Origin of the sequence: Acinetobacter sp. YH12205 (genome assembly GCF_013418125.1) — a bacterium.
Lineage (GTDB): Bacteria > Pseudomonadota > Gammaproteobacteria > Pseudomonadales > Moraxellaceae > Acinetobacter > Acinetobacter towneri.
On the sequence record NZ_VPCQ01000019.1, the window covers coordinates 1 to 16,007 of the forward strand.

13 protein-coding genes and 1 rRNA gene are annotated in these 16,007 nt (G+C 42.4%); 9 read left to right on the forward strand and 5 right to left on the reverse strand.

Going from position 1 to position 16,007, the window contains the following annotated elements; genetic code table 11:
* A 5S ribosomal RNA gene (gene rrf, locus FTU92_RS13640) occupies positions 1–85 on the forward strand; the annotation flags it as partial.
* Between the two features lie 127 nt (positions 86–212).
* Here the strand turns inward: rrf and FTU92_RS13645 are convergent.
* Positions 213–896: a TIGR04219 family outer membrane beta-barrel protein gene (locus FTU92_RS13645; protein WP_179988883.1), complete on the reverse strand. Its 684-nt coding sequence runs from the start codon at positions 894–896 to the stop codon at positions 213–215.
* Positions 897–1,068: 172 nt separating this feature from the next.
* Here FTU92_RS13645 and FTU92_RS13650 point away from each other — a divergent pair, with 172 nt between their 5' ends.
* From FTU92_RS13650 to FTU92_RS13660, 3 genes are all read left to right on the forward strand, one after another.
* Complete coding sequence (locus tag FTU92_RS13650) at positions 1,069–2,511, forward strand: aldehyde dehydrogenase family protein (protein WP_180096436.1); 1,443 nt, start codon at positions 1,069–1,071, stop codon at positions 2,509–2,511.
* A 565-nt stretch (positions 2,512–3,076) separates the two neighbouring features.
* A complete protein-coding gene (locus FTU92_RS13655) occupies positions 3,077–4,561 on the forward strand; it encodes a sodium-dependent transporter (protein WP_104852799.1) in 1,485 nt (494 codons plus the stop codon).
* A 1-nt stretch (position 4,562) separates the two neighbouring features.
* On the forward strand, positions 4,563–4,673 hold the full coding sequence (locus tag FTU92_RS13660; protein WP_004970370.1) for a methionine/alanine import family NSS transporter small subunit: 111 nt from the start codon (positions 4,563–4,565) through the stop codon (positions 4,671–4,673).
* A 303-nt stretch (positions 4,674–4,976) separates the two neighbouring features.
* Here FTU92_RS13660 and rsmB read toward each other — a convergent pair whose 3' ends face one another.
* Both rsmB and fmt read right to left on the reverse strand, forming a co-directional pair.
* Positions 4,977–6,284 (reverse strand): 16S rRNA (cytosine(967)-C(5))-methyltransferase RsmB, encoded by a 1,308-nt coding sequence (gene rsmB / locus FTU92_RS13665; protein ID WP_104852800.1) that lies wholly within the window; start codon positions 6,282–6,284, stop codon positions 4,977–4,979.
* Positions 6,281–7,243, reverse strand: a complete 963-nt coding sequence (gene fmt / locus FTU92_RS13670; RefSeq protein ID WP_179991417.1) for a methionyl-tRNA formyltransferase — start codon at positions 7,241–7,243, stop codon at positions 6,281–6,283. The genes rsmB and fmt overlap by 4 nt, the downstream gene beginning before the upstream one ends.
* A gap of 375 nt (positions 7,244–7,618) precedes the next feature.
* Here fmt and ilvD (FTU92_RS13675) point away from each other — a divergent pair, with 375 nt between their 5' ends.
* The 5 genes from ilvD (FTU92_RS13675) to FTU92_RS13695 all read left to right on the forward strand — a co-directional run bounded on the left by ilvD (FTU92_RS13675) (position 7,619) and on the right by FTU92_RS13695 (position 13,564).
* The gene (gene ilvD / locus FTU92_RS13675; RefSeq protein WP_019837334.1) at positions 7,619–9,448 is read left to right on the forward strand and encodes a dihydroxy-acid dehydratase; all 1,830 of its coding nucleotides are present in this window, start codon (positions 7,619–7,621) and stop codon (positions 9,446–9,448) included.
* A 218-nt stretch (positions 9,449–9,666) separates the two neighbouring features.
* On the forward strand, positions 9,667–11,352 hold the full coding sequence (gene ilvD, locus FTU92_RS13680) for a dihydroxy-acid dehydratase (protein ID WP_004970362.1): 1,686 nt from the start codon (positions 9,667–9,669) through the stop codon (positions 11,350–11,352).
* A gap of 118 nt (positions 11,353–11,470) precedes the next feature.
* Positions 11,471–12,790 carry a hypothetical protein gene (locus FTU92_RS13685; protein ID WP_179990365.1) on the forward strand — a complete coding sequence of 440 codons (1,320 nt, stop codon included), beginning with the start codon at positions 11,471–11,473 and terminating at the stop codon, positions 12,788–12,790.
* Positions 12,780–13,067, forward strand: coding sequence for a chorismate mutase (locus FTU92_RS13690; protein WP_179988877.1), 288 nt, complete (start codon positions 12,780–12,782; stop codon positions 13,065–13,067). Before FTU92_RS13685 ends, FTU92_RS13690 begins: the two co-directional genes overlap by 11 nt.
* A 317-nt stretch (positions 13,068–13,384) precedes the next feature.
* Positions 13,385–13,564 carry a hypothetical protein gene (locus FTU92_RS13695; protein WP_004970356.1) on the forward strand — a complete coding sequence of 60 codons (180 nt, stop codon included), beginning with the start codon at positions 13,385–13,387 and terminating at the stop codon, positions 13,562–13,564.
* A 279-nt stretch (positions 13,565–13,843) separates the two neighbouring features.
* Here the strand turns inward: FTU92_RS13695 and FTU92_RS13700 are convergent, their stop codons facing one another.
* Together FTU92_RS13700 and FTU92_RS13705 are read right to left on the reverse strand one after the other, a co-directional pair.
* The gene (locus tag FTU92_RS13700; protein WP_168418345.1) at positions 13,844–15,142 is read right to left on the reverse strand and encodes a solute carrier family 23 protein; all 1,299 of its coding nucleotides are present in this window, start codon (positions 15,140–15,142) and stop codon (positions 13,844–13,846) included.
* Positions 15,143–15,401: 259 nt separating this feature from the next.
* Complete coding sequence (locus tag FTU92_RS13705; protein ID WP_286379081.1) at positions 15,402–15,887, reverse strand: GGDEF domain-containing protein; 486 nt, start codon at positions 15,885–15,887, stop codon at positions 15,402–15,404.
* Between the last annotated feature and the right edge of the window lie 120 nt (positions 15,888–16,007).

Below are 16,007 nucleotides of genomic sequence, written 5' to 3' on the forward strand. Positions count from 1 at the left end.
GATCCCTTCCCGAACTCAGAAGTGAAACCTCTTCGCGCTGATGGTAGTGTGGGGTTACCCATGTGAGAGTAAGTCATCGCCAGCTCATTATTCGAACACCCTCAACTAGCGTTGGGGGTGTTTTTTTTATGTAAAAAAGAAAAATTTAAGAAGAATAAAAAAACCCTTAAAAAATAATTTAAGGGTTTTAAACTTATATAAATATCAAATATTTAGAAATGTGCTTCTAAACCTAAATATGGGCCTTTAAACTCTAATTGAGTTTCCTGATTGGAATCTTGATTGAGCTTAATATCTAAAATGCGATAACCTGCTTTTAAACCAACATCGACTAAAATGGCATCTATAAAGTTATATTTAATTTCTGCCTGAGCATCACGAACTTCATTGTCGCTATTTTTGGCATAGTTAGCTTCAGCTTTGGCACTTAAACCTGTAAATGGCAATTTGACCGCTGCTTCTGCATACAGCATAGCTAAAGTTTCACTGACGTCTTGTGTCGAAAACAAATTCGATCTTAAGTCGCCTTCAAGTACTTTGGCACCAAATCCAACATCTGCGGCAACAATGTTATCTAAAATTTCATAATATAAAATGAAGTCTGAGTAATCTAAATCTAGTTGATTGATTTTTACACCAGCAGCGCTTTGCTCGCTTTCGGCCTGCAAATTGGCATGTTTAATTTTAGCATTGGGTAAAAATGGTACTGGATGCTCTACTGCTAGACTGAAGGGTAAGGCAAAATCATCATCCAAGTTTGGTGATAACTGAGCCTGATTCCAGTCTGCGCTATATTTCCAATAATCTACGCTGGCTTTTACCCCAATAATATCGGCATGCACCGCTGAACAACTAATTAAACTGCATGCTAAAGCAAAACGTTGTAATGTAAGCATATAAACTCTAGTATTTTGTCATCATCATTTGGGATGAATGGTGTGGTGTTGTATGTTCTCGTGACAAAAAATCATGTGAAATATTGTCCAACTTAGCGCATCATACATTTTCTAGAATCAAAATTCTTGTAAAAATATAGCTTAATTCGCGCCAAAAATAGAGGATTTCAGTATGCAAAATGTCCATCCACCTGTCGATTATCCGCTCTATCTTGCCAATAAAGCCGTAGAAACAGGGCAATGGTTAGCCGTTCAGCATAAATATTCTCAAAATTTATATGCGCGTGTCGCACTTGCCGATGCGAAAAGTATTGAAAAAGCCATTCGTGCAGCCGTAAAAGCAGAAGCCGAAATGGCAAAGTTACAGCCCTTTCAAAAACAAAAAATTCTGTTGCATTGTGTGCAGCGTTTTCAAAACATGCGTGAAGAATTGGTCGAAATTTTAATTGCCGAAGGTGGAAAACCACGTTTGGCTGCGATGGCAGAAGTCGAGCGTTTAATTAATACCTTCCAAATTGCGGCAGATGCGGTGTCACAACTAGATGAAGGGCGTATTTTGCCGTTGGCAGTGACGGCTGCTGCTGCGAATTATCAAGGGATGGTTAAGCATGTACCCATTGGTACCGTGTCTTTGATTAGTCCTTTTAATTTTCCGTTGAATTTAACTGCACATAAAATTGCACCTGCGATTGCCGCAGGTTGTCCTTTTGTATTAAAACCTGCCAGTGCCACGCCTATTTCAGCATTGAAAATTGCAGAAGTGTTGGCAGAAACAGATTTACCTAAAGGTGCGTTTTCGGTATTGCCTTGTGAGCGTGAACAAGCTGATGTTTTAGTGACAGATGACCGCTTTAAACTGCTCAGTTTTACCGGTTCAGATGTGGTGGGTTGGGATATGAAAGCCCGCGCAGGACGCAAAAAAGTAACGCTAGAGTTGGGCGGCAATGCAGCAGTGATGATTGAACCCGATACTGAATTGAATGATGCATTGATTCATCGCTTAATTGGTGGTGCGTATAATCATGCTGGGCAGGTGTGTATTAGTGTGCAACGTATTTTGGTGCATGCTGACGTATATGCCGAACTGAAAAAGAAACTTGTGAGCCAGCTCAAGAAAATTAAAGCGGCAGATCCTGATTTAGACAGCACTTTGGTCGGGCCAATGATTAAGGAAGCTGAAGCGCAGCGCTTGAAAAAGTGGATTGATAAAGCGGTGAAAAAAGGTGCAAAAATATTGGCAGGTGGCGAGCTGAAAGGTGTGATGTTTGAGCCGACTTTATTGGAACAGGTCGATCCAAACTTGGAAGTTTATAAAGATGAAGTTTTTGGCCCTGTTGCCATTTTGGAAAAATATTCATCTTTTGAGCAAGGGATTGCACGTATCAACCAAAGTCGTTTTGGTTTACAGGCGGGTATTTATACACAAAGCTTGGAAAAAATGCTGTATGCATGGGATCAGTTACAAGTTGGTGGGGTGATTATTAATGATATTCCATCGTTCCGTGTGGACAATATGCCTTATGGTGGAGTGAAAGATTCGGGTTTAGGGCGTGAAGGGATTCAATCTGCTATTCGGGATATGCAGGAAGAGCGTTTATTGGTAATTAAGCGTTAAGTATCTGATCTAATGATGCATCGTTATAAATAAAGAGAAAGGATGAGTTAACTCTGAATTTTGAGATGATTGATTACAGTGCTGTAGTTCGGTGAATAATAGGCTACAGCGCTGCTAAAATAGATGAAAATTAAAATAACTCAAATAGCATCAAAATTTCATTCCAAATAGTTATACGATTTATAACTAAAAAATCAAGTCAAAATGGAGTGGAATTTGAACGTTTGATTAAAAAAATGCATACAAAAAGCATCTTTCTAAGCAGAATTTACAGAAAAATTGTTCAAAAATGAGTATTGTTAGGCCATACAAAAGCGCAATATTGGGCAAAGACTTTAAGCAAGATTTTCCGAATATTTCGCTGTTTGACCTTTAGAATTTGATGCTCAAAAGGTGTGACTCTAAAGCAAACACCCAGATTTTCATTTTTTGCAGGATATTTTTTGCGTGCGCTAAAGTACCGTTATATAAAGTAAATTTAAGCTAATGAAAAAGCAAGTTATTTATATAAAAGGTCAGAATTAAAAAACAAGCAGCAAAAAATAGCCTGAAGTTTAGGTGTTCTATGACAGATTCTCGTGAGAGTTGGTCCGCGCGATCAGGCTTTATTATCGCAGCCATTGGTTCTGCGGTCGGGTTGGGCAATATTTGGCGTTTCCCTTATGTTGCCTATGAAAATGGCGGCGGCGCATTTTTAATCCCTTATTTAATTGCGATCTTTGCCGCAGGTTTGCCATTGCTGTTTTTGGACTATGCAGTTGGGCATAAATACCGTAAAGCACCACCAACCGCTTATAAAAAGCTCATGAACAGTGAAGCATTGGGCTGGTGGCAGGTGATGGTGACTTTGCTGATTGGTATTTACTATGCCAGCGTATTGTCTTGGGCAGGCAGTTATATGTTCTATTCCATTGGTCAGCAATGGGGAACAGACACTGAAAAATTCTTTTTCACAAGCTACTTACAAAATGGTGAAGGCTTAGCCTTTGGTTTTGTACCAACCTTATTTATTGGTCTAGTCATCGTATGGACGGTGGTGATGTTCATTTTATACGGCGGGGTGAAAAAAGGGGTTGAGCTGTCAAATAAAATCTTTATACCACTTTTGCTGATTTTGTTCTCTATTCTCGTGGTTCAAGCTTTACGTTTACCGGGTGCAGTCGATGGCTTAAATGCTTTCTTTACGCCTAACTGGGAAGCGATGGCGAACTATAAAGTATGGTTAGCTGCCTTTGGTCATATCTTCTTCTCACTTTCAGTGGGTTTCGGGATTATGTTGACCTACTCATCTTACCTAAAACGTAAAACCAACTTGACTGGTTCAGGCTTGGTGGTTGCACTTGCAAACTCATCTTTTGAAATTTTAGCGGGTATTGGTATTTTTGCTGCGCTTGGTTTCATGGCGTACAGCGCAGGTTCATCGGTAGATGAAGTGGTTTCTGGTGGTATTGGTTTAGCCTTTATTGCATTCCCGAAAATCATTTCAAGCTTGGGTGCAGGTGGCGATTTATTTGGTTTCTTATTCTTCGCTTCATTGACGGTTGCAGGGGTGACCTCAATGGTGAGTATTCTGCAAGTGCCCATTGCTGCGTTCCAAGACAAACTGGGTTGGTCGCGTAAGCGTGCAGTAACCATCATTGCGGGTGGTTCAGCTATTGTTTCAACCATTTTATTCTCTACCCACAGCGCGATCACTTTTGTCGACATCATTGACTACTTTGCCAACAACATTGGTATTGTTGGTGGTGGTTTATTGTCGATCATTTTGGTGACTTGGTTCCGTCGTCCATTGCTCAAAGAATTGCAGCAACACGTTAACCAATACTCAAGCATTAAATTGGGTTGGGGCTGGAATTTCCTATTAACCATCGTGACTCCGCTTTCATTGCTCGTGGCTTTAGGCTTAACCCTGAAATCTATTTTTGCAGAAGGCTATGGTGGTTATCCATTACACATTTTACTCACCGTGGGTGGTGGTACCGTGGTGCTCTTTATTATTGGCGCGGTATTGCTTAGCCGCTTAAAAGATCACGACGCAGCGGAGAAATAAGATGAATACATCTGCATTGGTGATGTTGATTATTTCAACAGTGGTACTTTGGGGTGGTTTGGTTTTGGCGATGATTCACCTGATCAAAAACCCAGATGAACTCGAAGACTAAGCATTTTGCTGAAACGGGTGCGATGTTGTAAGGCATTGCACAGCCTGAGCAAAAACAAGCACTGCTTTGTTTGCAGCGCAAGGCGCAGCGAAGGACAAGCATATTTTTTGCTGCTATTGCGTTATGTGCCAGTCATTTAGAATGACTAAATTTCCTGTCCCATGCCTTATATCAGCTAAAAAATATGCGTCGTCGCAAACATAGACGAAGTGTCAACAGACCCTAAATTAACCCTTGATTGATTCAAGGGTTATTTTTTTGGAAAGGCTATTAAATGAGAAGAATCGTTAAAACAGAAACAGCTTAGGCGGTTTTTTCAATACGACAATAATAAAAACCATCCCCGCGTCCTTGTTGCGGCAATAATTGGCGTCCATACAGTTGTGGAATGCCCCAATCTGCATCAATTTTGACTTCTTTGGCATTTTGATGTTCGGCAAAGAATTGCTGCATTTGCTGTTCATTTTCGGCTTTTAAAACCGAGCAGGTAATGTAAAGCAAGGTGCCACCAACTTTGAGTTGCTGCCACATCTGCTGCAAAATCTGTTGCTGTAATGCCACCGTTTGCTGAATATCGCTAGATTGACGCAGCAAACGAATATCTGGATGGCGACGCAAGACTCCAATTGCAGAACACGGTGCATCCAATACAATACAGTCCACTGCTTCACTGGCATTCCATGTGGTTGCATCGGCAGCCAAAATTTCAACTTGCGCTTCTTGATTCAGTTGCAGACGTTCTAGATTTTCGCTGACACGTAACAGACGTTTGGTATCCTGATCTATGGCAATCAATTTTTTAGGCTGAAATTTTTCAAGCAGATGCGCTGTTTTACCACCGGGTGCTGCGCAGGCATCGACTACCACTTTGCCATCTAAATTTGGCAAGAGCGTTGCACACAGTTGGGCATGTTCGTCCTGTACGGAAAATACGCCTTCATCAAAACCAGGCAAGTCTGGAATGTGCACATTTTGCAGCATCACAATACCGACTTCAGACACGGTGCAAGCTTCTGCAGCAATCTCTTGTTCCTGCAAAATTTCTAAATAGTCATCGCGGCTGATTTGGCGTGTATTGACTCTTAAAGTCAGAGGCGCGGTTTGCTTTAAAGTTTGCGTCAGTTGTTCTTGTTGTTCAGGCCAATCTTTTTTCAGACGTTTATACAACCAACTTGGCAAACCATGTGCCTGCGCCAAAGCCTTTTGAAATTCCGATGTTTCACGTGAAACACGACGCAGAATTGCATTCACCACACCGCTGAGTGCTTGATAGCCCAATTGTTTGGCTGCAGTTACGGTTTCAGAAATTGCGGCATGACTGGCTACACGAGTACAAAGCACTTGATATAAGCCGACATATAAACAGGTTTCAACAGTTTCATTGTTGAGTGGTTTCACCAACAGCGGCAAAGTAATGCTTTTTAGGGCATACCATTGACGCAAAGTGCCCAAAACCAGTTCATGAAACAAGGCGCGGTCACGTTCTGCGACTTTACTTAAATGTGCAGGTAAAACGCTCGCCAATGATTGCCCTTGTTGTACAGCCAATAGCGTACGGATGACTTGGGCACGCAAGTTCAAATGTGAGTTGCCTGATTCAGAATGGCTCATGCGAGAACTTGTCCTGTTTGAAGTTTTTGAGTTTGAATGATTTGCACAGGATTCAGCGGTTTAGCACCTGGCCATTGCAACGAGCTTAAGCATACTGCTTGTTGATCACCACAAGCGACGTGTACACCTTGTTTGTCCAGTTTTAATATTGTGCCAGGCACTTGACCTTGTGCAGATTCATCTGATAATGCTGAACTCCACACGCGTAAGTTTTGAGTGTCATCTAAAGGGATAAACGCCACAGGCCACGGATTAAAGGCACGGATATTACGGTCAATTTCGGCTGCAGTTTGTGACCAGTTAATTTGCGCTTCGGCTTTCGTCAGTTTGTGTGCGTAGACCGTCAAGGCTTCATCTTGCACTTCACGCGCAGCCAAATAGTCTTGCAATTTTTGCTCTGAAGCCAGTACTTCAACAATTGCTTTGGCACCTTGCTGCGCCAGTTTGTCATGTAAAGTGGCAGAGGTGTCTGTGGCAGTAATTGGGCATAGGGTTTTATACATCATATCGCCCGTATCTAAGCCTGCAGCCATTTTCATAATGGTGATGCCTGTTTCGGTATCACCTGTGGCAATCGCGCGCTGAATCGGCGCTGCACCACGCCAACGTGGCAATAACGAACCGTGAATATTCAAGCAGCCATATTTAGGAGTATCTAAAACCACTTGCGGCAAGATTAAACCATAGGCCGCAACCACCATCACATCGGCATTCAGGGCAGCCAATTCTTGTTGGGCCGCTAAACCTTCTTCAGTAGATGATTTAAAATGCAAAGGTTGATACACAGGAAGATCGTGTTGCAGTGCCAATTGTTTAACCGCTGAAGCAGTGAGTTTTTGCCCACGTCCCGCTTTACGGTCAGGCTGAGTGTAGACCGCGACAATGTCATGTTCAGTGTTCAGGAGTGCTGCCAAAGCACTTGCAGCGAATTCAGGCGTACCCGCAAAAACGATTTTCAATGGAAATCAACCCATGTAAATAGATAACGCAGCAATTATAACAAATTGCAGCTCAAAGGTCGGAAAGGGATGTAACAAATCCCCTCTGCGGCTGTTCTGTGCTATAAATTATTATGATAAAAATTAGTAATGCAAAATTTAAAAATTATTCATGAAAGTTTTGTATTGCATTCAGTATGATCAACAAGGTGCTGTGGGTTCTCGTCACTTTTTATCCATCATAAAGTTGGTAAAGCAGCAGCCTTACTACCTCAAGCTGTAGTAAAATAGAAAGACTCTTAAACTATTTTGCAGTGATACAGATCTTGCAAACAGTATTATTTCGCCAGAATGAATTTCAGATTCATTTCAGCACAACCAAGTTGGAACTTTATAATGCCTGACTATCGTTCAAAAACATCGACACACGGAAGAAATATGGCGGGTGCACGCGGCTTATGGCGTGCAACGGGTATGAAAGACGAAGATTTCGGTAAGCCGATTATTGCGGTGGTCAACTCATTTACCCAATTTGTACCTGGCCATGTGCATTTAAAAGACCTCGGTCAAATGGTGGCAGAGCAAATTCAGGCGGCAGGTGGTGTTGCCAAAGAATTTAACACCATTGCTGTAGATGACGGGATTGCCATGGGTCATGACGGCATGTTGTATTCATTGCCATCGCGTGACTTGATTGCCGACTCGGTAGAATACATGGTCAGCGCACACTGCGCCGATGCAATGGTGTGTATATCCAACTGTGACAAAATCACACCAGGGATGCTGATGGCTGCTATGCGTCTGAACATTCCAGTGGTGTTTGTGTCTGGCGGCCCAATGGAAGCAGGTAAAGTCAAAATTCGTGGCAATGAACACGCGATTGACTTGATTGACGCGATGATTGTGGCGGCAGATGACAACTATACGGATGAAGAAGTTGCTGAATATGAGCGTTCTGCATGTCCAACTTGTGGTTCATGCTCAGGGATGTTCACTGCAAACTCAATGAACTGCTTAACAGAAGCTCTAGGTTTATCTTTACCGGGCAACGGTTCAATTGTAGCAACTCACGCCAACCGTAAAAAACTGTTTGATAAAGCAGGTCAGTTGATTGTGGAATTGGCCAAACGCCATTATGAACAAGACGATTACAGCGTATTGCCACGTTCAATTGCAACCAAAGCATCTTATGAAAATGCTATGACGTTGGACATTGCCATGGGCGGTTCAACCAACACCGTACTGCACTTGTTGGCGGCTGCCAATGAGGCAGGTGTGGATTTCACCATGGATGACATTGACCGTTTATCACGTAAAGTGCCTGTACTATGTAAAGTAGCGCCTGCAAAACAAGATGTTCACATGGAAGATGTACACCGTGCGGGTGGCATTATGTCTATTTTAGGCGAGCTGGATCGCGCAGGTTTATTGGACACTTCAGTAGGCACAGTTCACGAAGCGACTTTAAAAGATGCTTTGGATAAATGGGACATCATCCGTACCGAAAATGAAGACGTTTACCAGTTCTTCCGTTCTGCACCGGGCGGCGTACCCACCCAAACAGCATTCTCACAAGACCGTTACTATTCACGTTTAGATGGTGACCGTGACAATGGTGTGATTCGTAATGCAGAACACGCTTTCTCTAAAGATGGTGGTTTGGCGGTACTTTACGGCAATATTGCTTTAGATGGCTGTATTGTCAAAACTGCAGGGGTGGATGATTCTATTTTGAAATTCAACGGCACAGCACGTGTTTTTGAAAGTCAGGATGCTGCTGTAGACGCGATTTTGGGCGGTAAAATTACAGCGGGTGATGTGGTGGTGATTCGCTACGAAGGCCCACGTGGTGGCCCAGGTATGCAAGAAATGCTCTATCCAACCAGCTATTTGAAATCGAAAGGTTTAGGCAAAGAATGTGCCTTACTGACCGATGGTCGTTTCTCGGGCGGTTCTTCAGGTCTTTCAATTGGTCACGTTTCTCCAGAAGCGGCTGAAGGTGGTGCGATTGGTCTGGTTGAAGATGGTGACCGTATCGAAATTGATATTCCAAACCGCAGCATTCACTTGGCGGTAGATGACGCAACTATGGCGGCACGTCGTGAAGCGCAAGAAGCTAAAGGCTGGCATCCTGCAGAAGAACGTCCACGTAAAATTTCTAAAGCGTTGAAAGCTTATGCCATGCATACCACCAGTGCGGCAAAAGGTGCGGTACGTGAAATCTAAGCAGTACTTGGCAATTTAAGCTGCTACAAAAAAGCACTCCAAAATTGGGGTGCTTTTTTATGTGTCTGCAATGAGCGATGTCAGTATCGCAGCAAATTTGAGCGATGAAATTAGACAGGCATTTTCGTTTACATCCTGCCTGCTTTCGATACAATGAAAAATAAAATAAATTGTCATGATGAATACGTCATTTCACCCATCTTGCTAAGGAATCAGCCATGAGTAAACAGAATATCCGCGAACATTCAGCCGAAGTCTATGAAGGCATTGAAAATGCACCTGCACGTTCCATGATGCGTGCGGTGGGTTTTAAGGATGAAGATTTTACTCGTCCATTTATTGGAATTGCATCGACTTGGGCCAATGTCACACCATGTAATATGCATATTGATGGTTTGGCGCGCGAAGCAGAAACAGGCGTGAATCAGGCGGGTGGTAAAGGCATTATTTTCAATACCATCACCATTTCAGATGGTATTTCAAACGGCACCGAAGGCATGAAATATTCATTGGTTTCACGTGAAATTATTGCCGACTCAATTGAAGCTGTGGTGGGCTGTCAGGCCTATGATGGTGTGATTGCAATTGGTGGCTGCGATAAAAACATGCCGGGCTGCATTATGGGACTGGCGCGTTTAAACCGTCCGGGCTTGTTTGTTTATGGCGGCACTATTAAACCGGGTGCAGGACATACCGATATTATTTCGGTGTTTGAAGCCGTGGGTCAGCATGCCAAAGGTGAAATTAACGAAATTCAGGTCAAACAAATTGAAGAAGTGGCTTTGCCAGGTGCAGGCTCTTGTGGTGGCATGTACACCGCGAACTCTATGGCATCGGCCATTGAAGCATTGGGCATGAGTTTACCAGGGTCTTCGGCACAAGAAGCTGTTTCTCAAGATAAAATGGATGACTGCCAACGTGCAGGCGAAGCGGTCATGAATCTGTTACGTCTGGATATTAAACCACGTGACATTATGACCAAATCTGCCTTTGAAAATGCCATTAAAGTATTGATTGCTTTGGGTGGATCGACCAATGGTGTGTTGCATTTGATTGCCATGGCACATTCTGCAGGGGTTGAACTCACACTGGATGATTTCGTGCGTATTGGTCAGGAAACCCCAGTGGTGGCCGATGTACGTCCATCGGGCAAGTATTTAATGTCGGAGCTGATTGCCATTGGCGGCATTCAACCGTTGATGAAACGTATGTTAGATGCAGGCATGCTCGATGGTTCTTGCTTAACGGTTACAGGTAAAACTTTGGCAGAAAACTTGGCCGATGTTGCTGATTATCCTGAAGGTCAGCAAATTATTTTACCGTTTGATGCGCCAATCAAAAAAGATTCACACTTGGTGGTTTTAAAAGGCAACTTATCACCTACGGGCGCAGTGGCAAAAATTACAGGCAAAGAAGGCTTGTATTTTGAAGGCCCTGCACGCGTTTTTGAAGGTGAAATTGGCGCGATGCGCGGCATTTTAGATGGTGAAGTGCAAGAAGGTGAAGTGGTGGTGATTCGTGGTGAAGGCCCTAAAGGTGGCCCAGGTATGCCAGAAATGCTGAAACCAACTTCTGCAATTATTGGCAAGGGCTTGGGTAATTCAGTCGCGTTAATTACAGATGGACGTTTTTCGGGTGGCAGTCACGGTTTTGTGATTGGACATGTGACCCCCGAAGCGTATGAAGGTGGGCCAATTGGTCTGGTGAAAAATGGCGATAAAATTTCGATTAATGCTGAAACCCGTGAAATGACTTGGCATGTGTCGGAAGAGGAAATGGCAGCGCGTAAAGCGGCATGGGTCAAACCAAAGCCAAACTATACCCATGGTGCATTGGCGAAATTTGCTAAATTGGCATCGGGCGCAGAAAAAGGTGCAGTGACTGATCTGAATTTAGAGGTCTAATTGATCATTTTTATATGAATTGATATAAATCCTTGTGTACTATTGAAGGAAGAGCGCACATGATTTGCATGTGGCTTGTCCCCAAACCACAAGGATTTTCTTTTTAGAGGCTGATCTCATGTCACTGTTACGCCGTTGGTTCGATCCGATCAGATCGAGTTGGTTTTATCAAAAACCATCTCGGCAAGCGGTGTTGCCCACGGAACACGGACTGAGTGTGTATTTACGTCTAGATGATGTATATAGCTATTTGGCGGTACAGCAGTTGCCGCAATTAGAAGATATTCTGGCCGATGAATTAAAACCTTTAACCGTGGTGATTTCGCGGCAAAGTGGCGATGCACCGAATCAAATGTCGGCTGCAGAATGGCAAAATTATTGTATTCAAGATGCACAAATTCTTGCCAAACAACACCGTTTTAGTTTTCACGATAGCCCTGAACCACCGACTGCAGAGGCCTTAATGCAGGCAGAAGCTATTTTGCGGCATACGCCGTTACGTGGTCAGGATTTCTTGTATTTACTCGAAGATGTGTTTCACATGCTGTGGCAAAAGCAGTCGGGTAAATTACGCACTTTATATGCCATGTCCAGCCGTCATCATCAAATTCAGGATTTTCCTGAACGGGTTTTTGATGATGCACCTGTATTGGCCAGTTATTTTGAGTTTGGTGGACGTAAATATCATGCGGTCGATGATTTATTGCGTTTGACACGCCGTTTAAAACAACAAAAATTACTCACCGATAATCCTATTTTCTTGATCAATCACATTGAATGGCGAGAACATTTAATTAGTGATGCCGAAGAACTCAATGAAATTCAGGCACTCGACCCTGAACTGGATTTGTATATTGCACTGGAAGACCCGATTTCTTGGTTGTTATTGGCGTATATCAAAGAAGAATTAGCTGCCTATTACAATATCCATTTGAATGTGTATCCCTTGTCTTATCATGGACGCGACTGGTTTGACTGGAGTTTGGCAACACGTTTATCTAAACGTACTGATGTTGCGTTTACGCCGTTTTGCCGCCCGACTGAGCAGGCGACTTATCAAATGGCACAACTGTATTACAGTGCGCCTGAAGAACAGCGTGTGGATGCCATGTATCGCATTTTGCAGGCGGTATGGACGAGGGGACAGGATTTATCCTTTAAAGCGCATTTTGAGCGTATGCAGCGTGAACTGGAGTTAGATCAACTGACCACAGCCGATGTGACCGAGTTGCTCAAAGAAAACGATATGCTGTGTGAAATGAAATCTCAGCCCGATTTTCCTGTGTTGGAATTGCGCATAGATGGGCAAAGCTACGTGTTTAACAGCTTATATCGGGTGTGGATGATTGAAAGTATTTTCAGTAATGTGTTAGAAGAAAAGTATAAGAGTGAAAACGAAACCGAAACTGAAAGTGTAGCCCAAGCCCATGAACAATGAAAAAGTAAACTCATTACAACAAGCACGTGACAAAATAGACCAAATTGATGTGGCTTTAATTGAACTGATTGCATCGCGTCAGTTTTATGTCGATCAGGCCATGCGCCATAAACAGACTGTGGAAGATGTACAGTCACCGCAGCGCGTGAAAGAAGTGATTGAAAAAGTCCGTACTTTGGCTCTGCAACATGCAGTCGATCCTGACATGGTCGAGCGTTTGTATCACGATATGATTCAGCATTTTATTCAGCGTGAATTAAAAGAATTCCGTCCTTAATTGATCTATCCCTAAGTTTGGGCGATGCTTCAAACGCAGCCCAAACTTTGCGTTTTTGCGGTAAAACCGCGTATTTATATGCCATCTTGGTATTCAAAGCATAATTTTTAAAAATAATTTGCTTATTTTTTCTGCAGGTGGTTTTAAGCGCAAAGCCTTGCCTGTCTTGGCTTTGCTGGGTTTTTAAAAAGAATTGGTAAAAAAAAGAATATGATTTTATTACATTTTTTAATATTGTAAGTTTGCTTTATTTTAAAAAGTATATATATTGTATATACATCTTTTGCAAAGCAGTCTTTATTTTGGAGAGATCAGCAATGAACGAGCAAATCAAAAAAATAAAGACAGGCAAGAAAGATGGACAACTTTTAATTCGTATTAATAGTACTGAACGTGATGAATTTATTCGTTTATGTGAAGAACTTGATACTAGTGCTGCTCGTGAATTAAGAAAATTTATTCGTAGTTTTGTGAAACAACACAATGGCAACGAATAGCCTTACTAAGGAGTAATACCATGGCTAAGCAAGTTAAATCTTTGAAGCAACAAATCAAAGCACGTTTGAAAAAGATTTCAAAACATAAAGGCAAATTGAAGCAACTTAAGCAAGAGCTTAAAAAACAGAAATAAGCCACAGCAAAAGCATGATCTCTTAAAAACGGTTTATTCTAGACAGACCGTTTGAGCTAAAAAAGACCGAACAATCATTGTTGTTCGGTCTTTTTGCATTGCTTTAGCATCAACTTGAGATCAAGCAGATGAACGTAGGTTTTGATTAGGATGGATCACGCAAACTAAAGAACCAGTTCAGGAACAAGGCCGCAAAAGTTGCTGTACCAATCCCACCCAAGTTAAAGCTGCCTAGTTGCAGCGCAAAGTCGCCCGTTCCTAAAATAATGGTCACGGCAGCCACCATCAAGTTTTTGTTTTTAGAAAAATCGACTTTGTTTTCAATCCAGATTTTCGCGCCAGCAATGGTAATCAAACCAAATACCACAATCGAAGCGCCCGTTAAAATGGCGGTAGGAATGGTATGGATGATTGCCCCAAATTTTGGTGATAAGCCAAGGAAAATAGCAAACATCCCCGCCACCACAAAAATAATCGTGGAATACACGCGGGTAACAGCCATCACCCCAATGTTTTCACCATAGGTGGTCATACCCGGCGCACCGACACCACCTGCGAGTGTTGTGGCAACACCATCGGCTACAAAGGCTTTACCAATGTGTGGATCGAGGTTTTCACCTGTCATTGCTCCGACTGCTTTAATGTGTCCCAAGTTTTCGGCCACCAAAATGAAAGCAATTGGGGCAATAATCAGCATGGCATTCACATCAAATACAGGCGCATGAAAGTCTGGAACACCAAACCACGCGGCTTGCTGAATTGGTGTGAAGTTAATTGGCGTCCCCCAACCCATGACATTGGTGACCATAAAATAGATCAGATACGACATGAGTAAGCCAATTAAAAGCAAGAGGCGTTGCAGTAAACCTTTGGTAAACACGGCAATCATGCCCATACATAGTACAGTTACCAATGCCATCCACATATTAAATGGATTGCCTGCAACGGCTTTGACCGTGACTGGGGCAAGGTTTAAACCAATGATCATCACCACTGCACCTGTCACTACAGGTGGCATCAATTTTTCAATCCAGCGGGTGCCTGTGGCCATCACCAAAAAGCCAATCAGGGCATATAAAATACCGCAGGCAATAATCCCGCCTGCCGCGACCCCAATATTGGCATTTAAACCACCTGCTGCACCTGCATAGCCTGTGGCAGCAATCACTACCCCAATAAAGGCAAAGCTCGAACCTAAATAACTTGGAACGCGCCCACCTGTCATGAAAAAGAACAGGATGGTACAAATCCCTGACATTAAAATGGCAAGGTTCGGGTCAAAGCCCATTAAGAAAGGTGCAAGTACCGTAGCACCAAACATGGCAAACGCGTGTTGTATCCCCAATACAACGGTTTGTGCAGGCGGTAGATACTCATTGGTCCCTACAGGACGCGCATCAATGTTGCCTTCATAAGGGCGCCATTTGGGAAACCAATTGGACATAAAGTGAGCACTCAAAAGCTAAATTGAGCACATCATACCCTTGTATTGCATAAATTTTTTAAAAATTTTGCGAGGAAACTGACCAGTTGCTTATTTTTAGAATTAAATTTTACTATTTGATAAAATTTACATTTAATATAAATAAGTAATTTTATTTATAAATTTAAAGAATGTATTGCAGTCACTTAGTGATAGTCGCAGTTTAAAAAAAAATTGTATGACCTGCGATTTTTGTTTGTATTTTATACAAAATTAATATTCATGATTCAATATCTTGCTGCACATTATTACGTCCACTTTGCTTGGCTTTATACAGCGCAGCATCAGTACGCTGAATTAATTCATGTTGATCTGCATGATAAACATATAAGGCACTTAAACCAAAACTTGCGGTAATTTGAATCTCATGTTCTGCATAGGCAATACGATGTTGTTCAATGGCAATTCTGCAGCGTTCCAGTACATTTTGGGCAATTTGCGGTGAGGTATTGGAGAAAATAATCATAAATTCTTCGCCACCAAAACGTCCGATAATATCTTCACTGCGTAGATTTTTTTGCAAAATTTTTGGAATTTGCTTGAGTACCTGATCCCCTCCATCGTGTCCATAGCGATCATTTACTTGCTTAAACCAGTCTAAATCGAGCAGGGCAAGGCAGATGTGTTCTTTGTTTTGCCCCGCCAATTGTTTTTGATTCACCAGTTGGTTGAATTTTATGCTTAAACCGCGTCGGTTGAGAGTAATTAACTATAACTAAAAATATAGACAAATATTTGCATAAGTTCTCATTTTGTCTATGTCGATTCAGTAGTGGCAAGGTGGGTATTTATTAGAGATTTAAATGATTATCTTTTGTATTTTAGG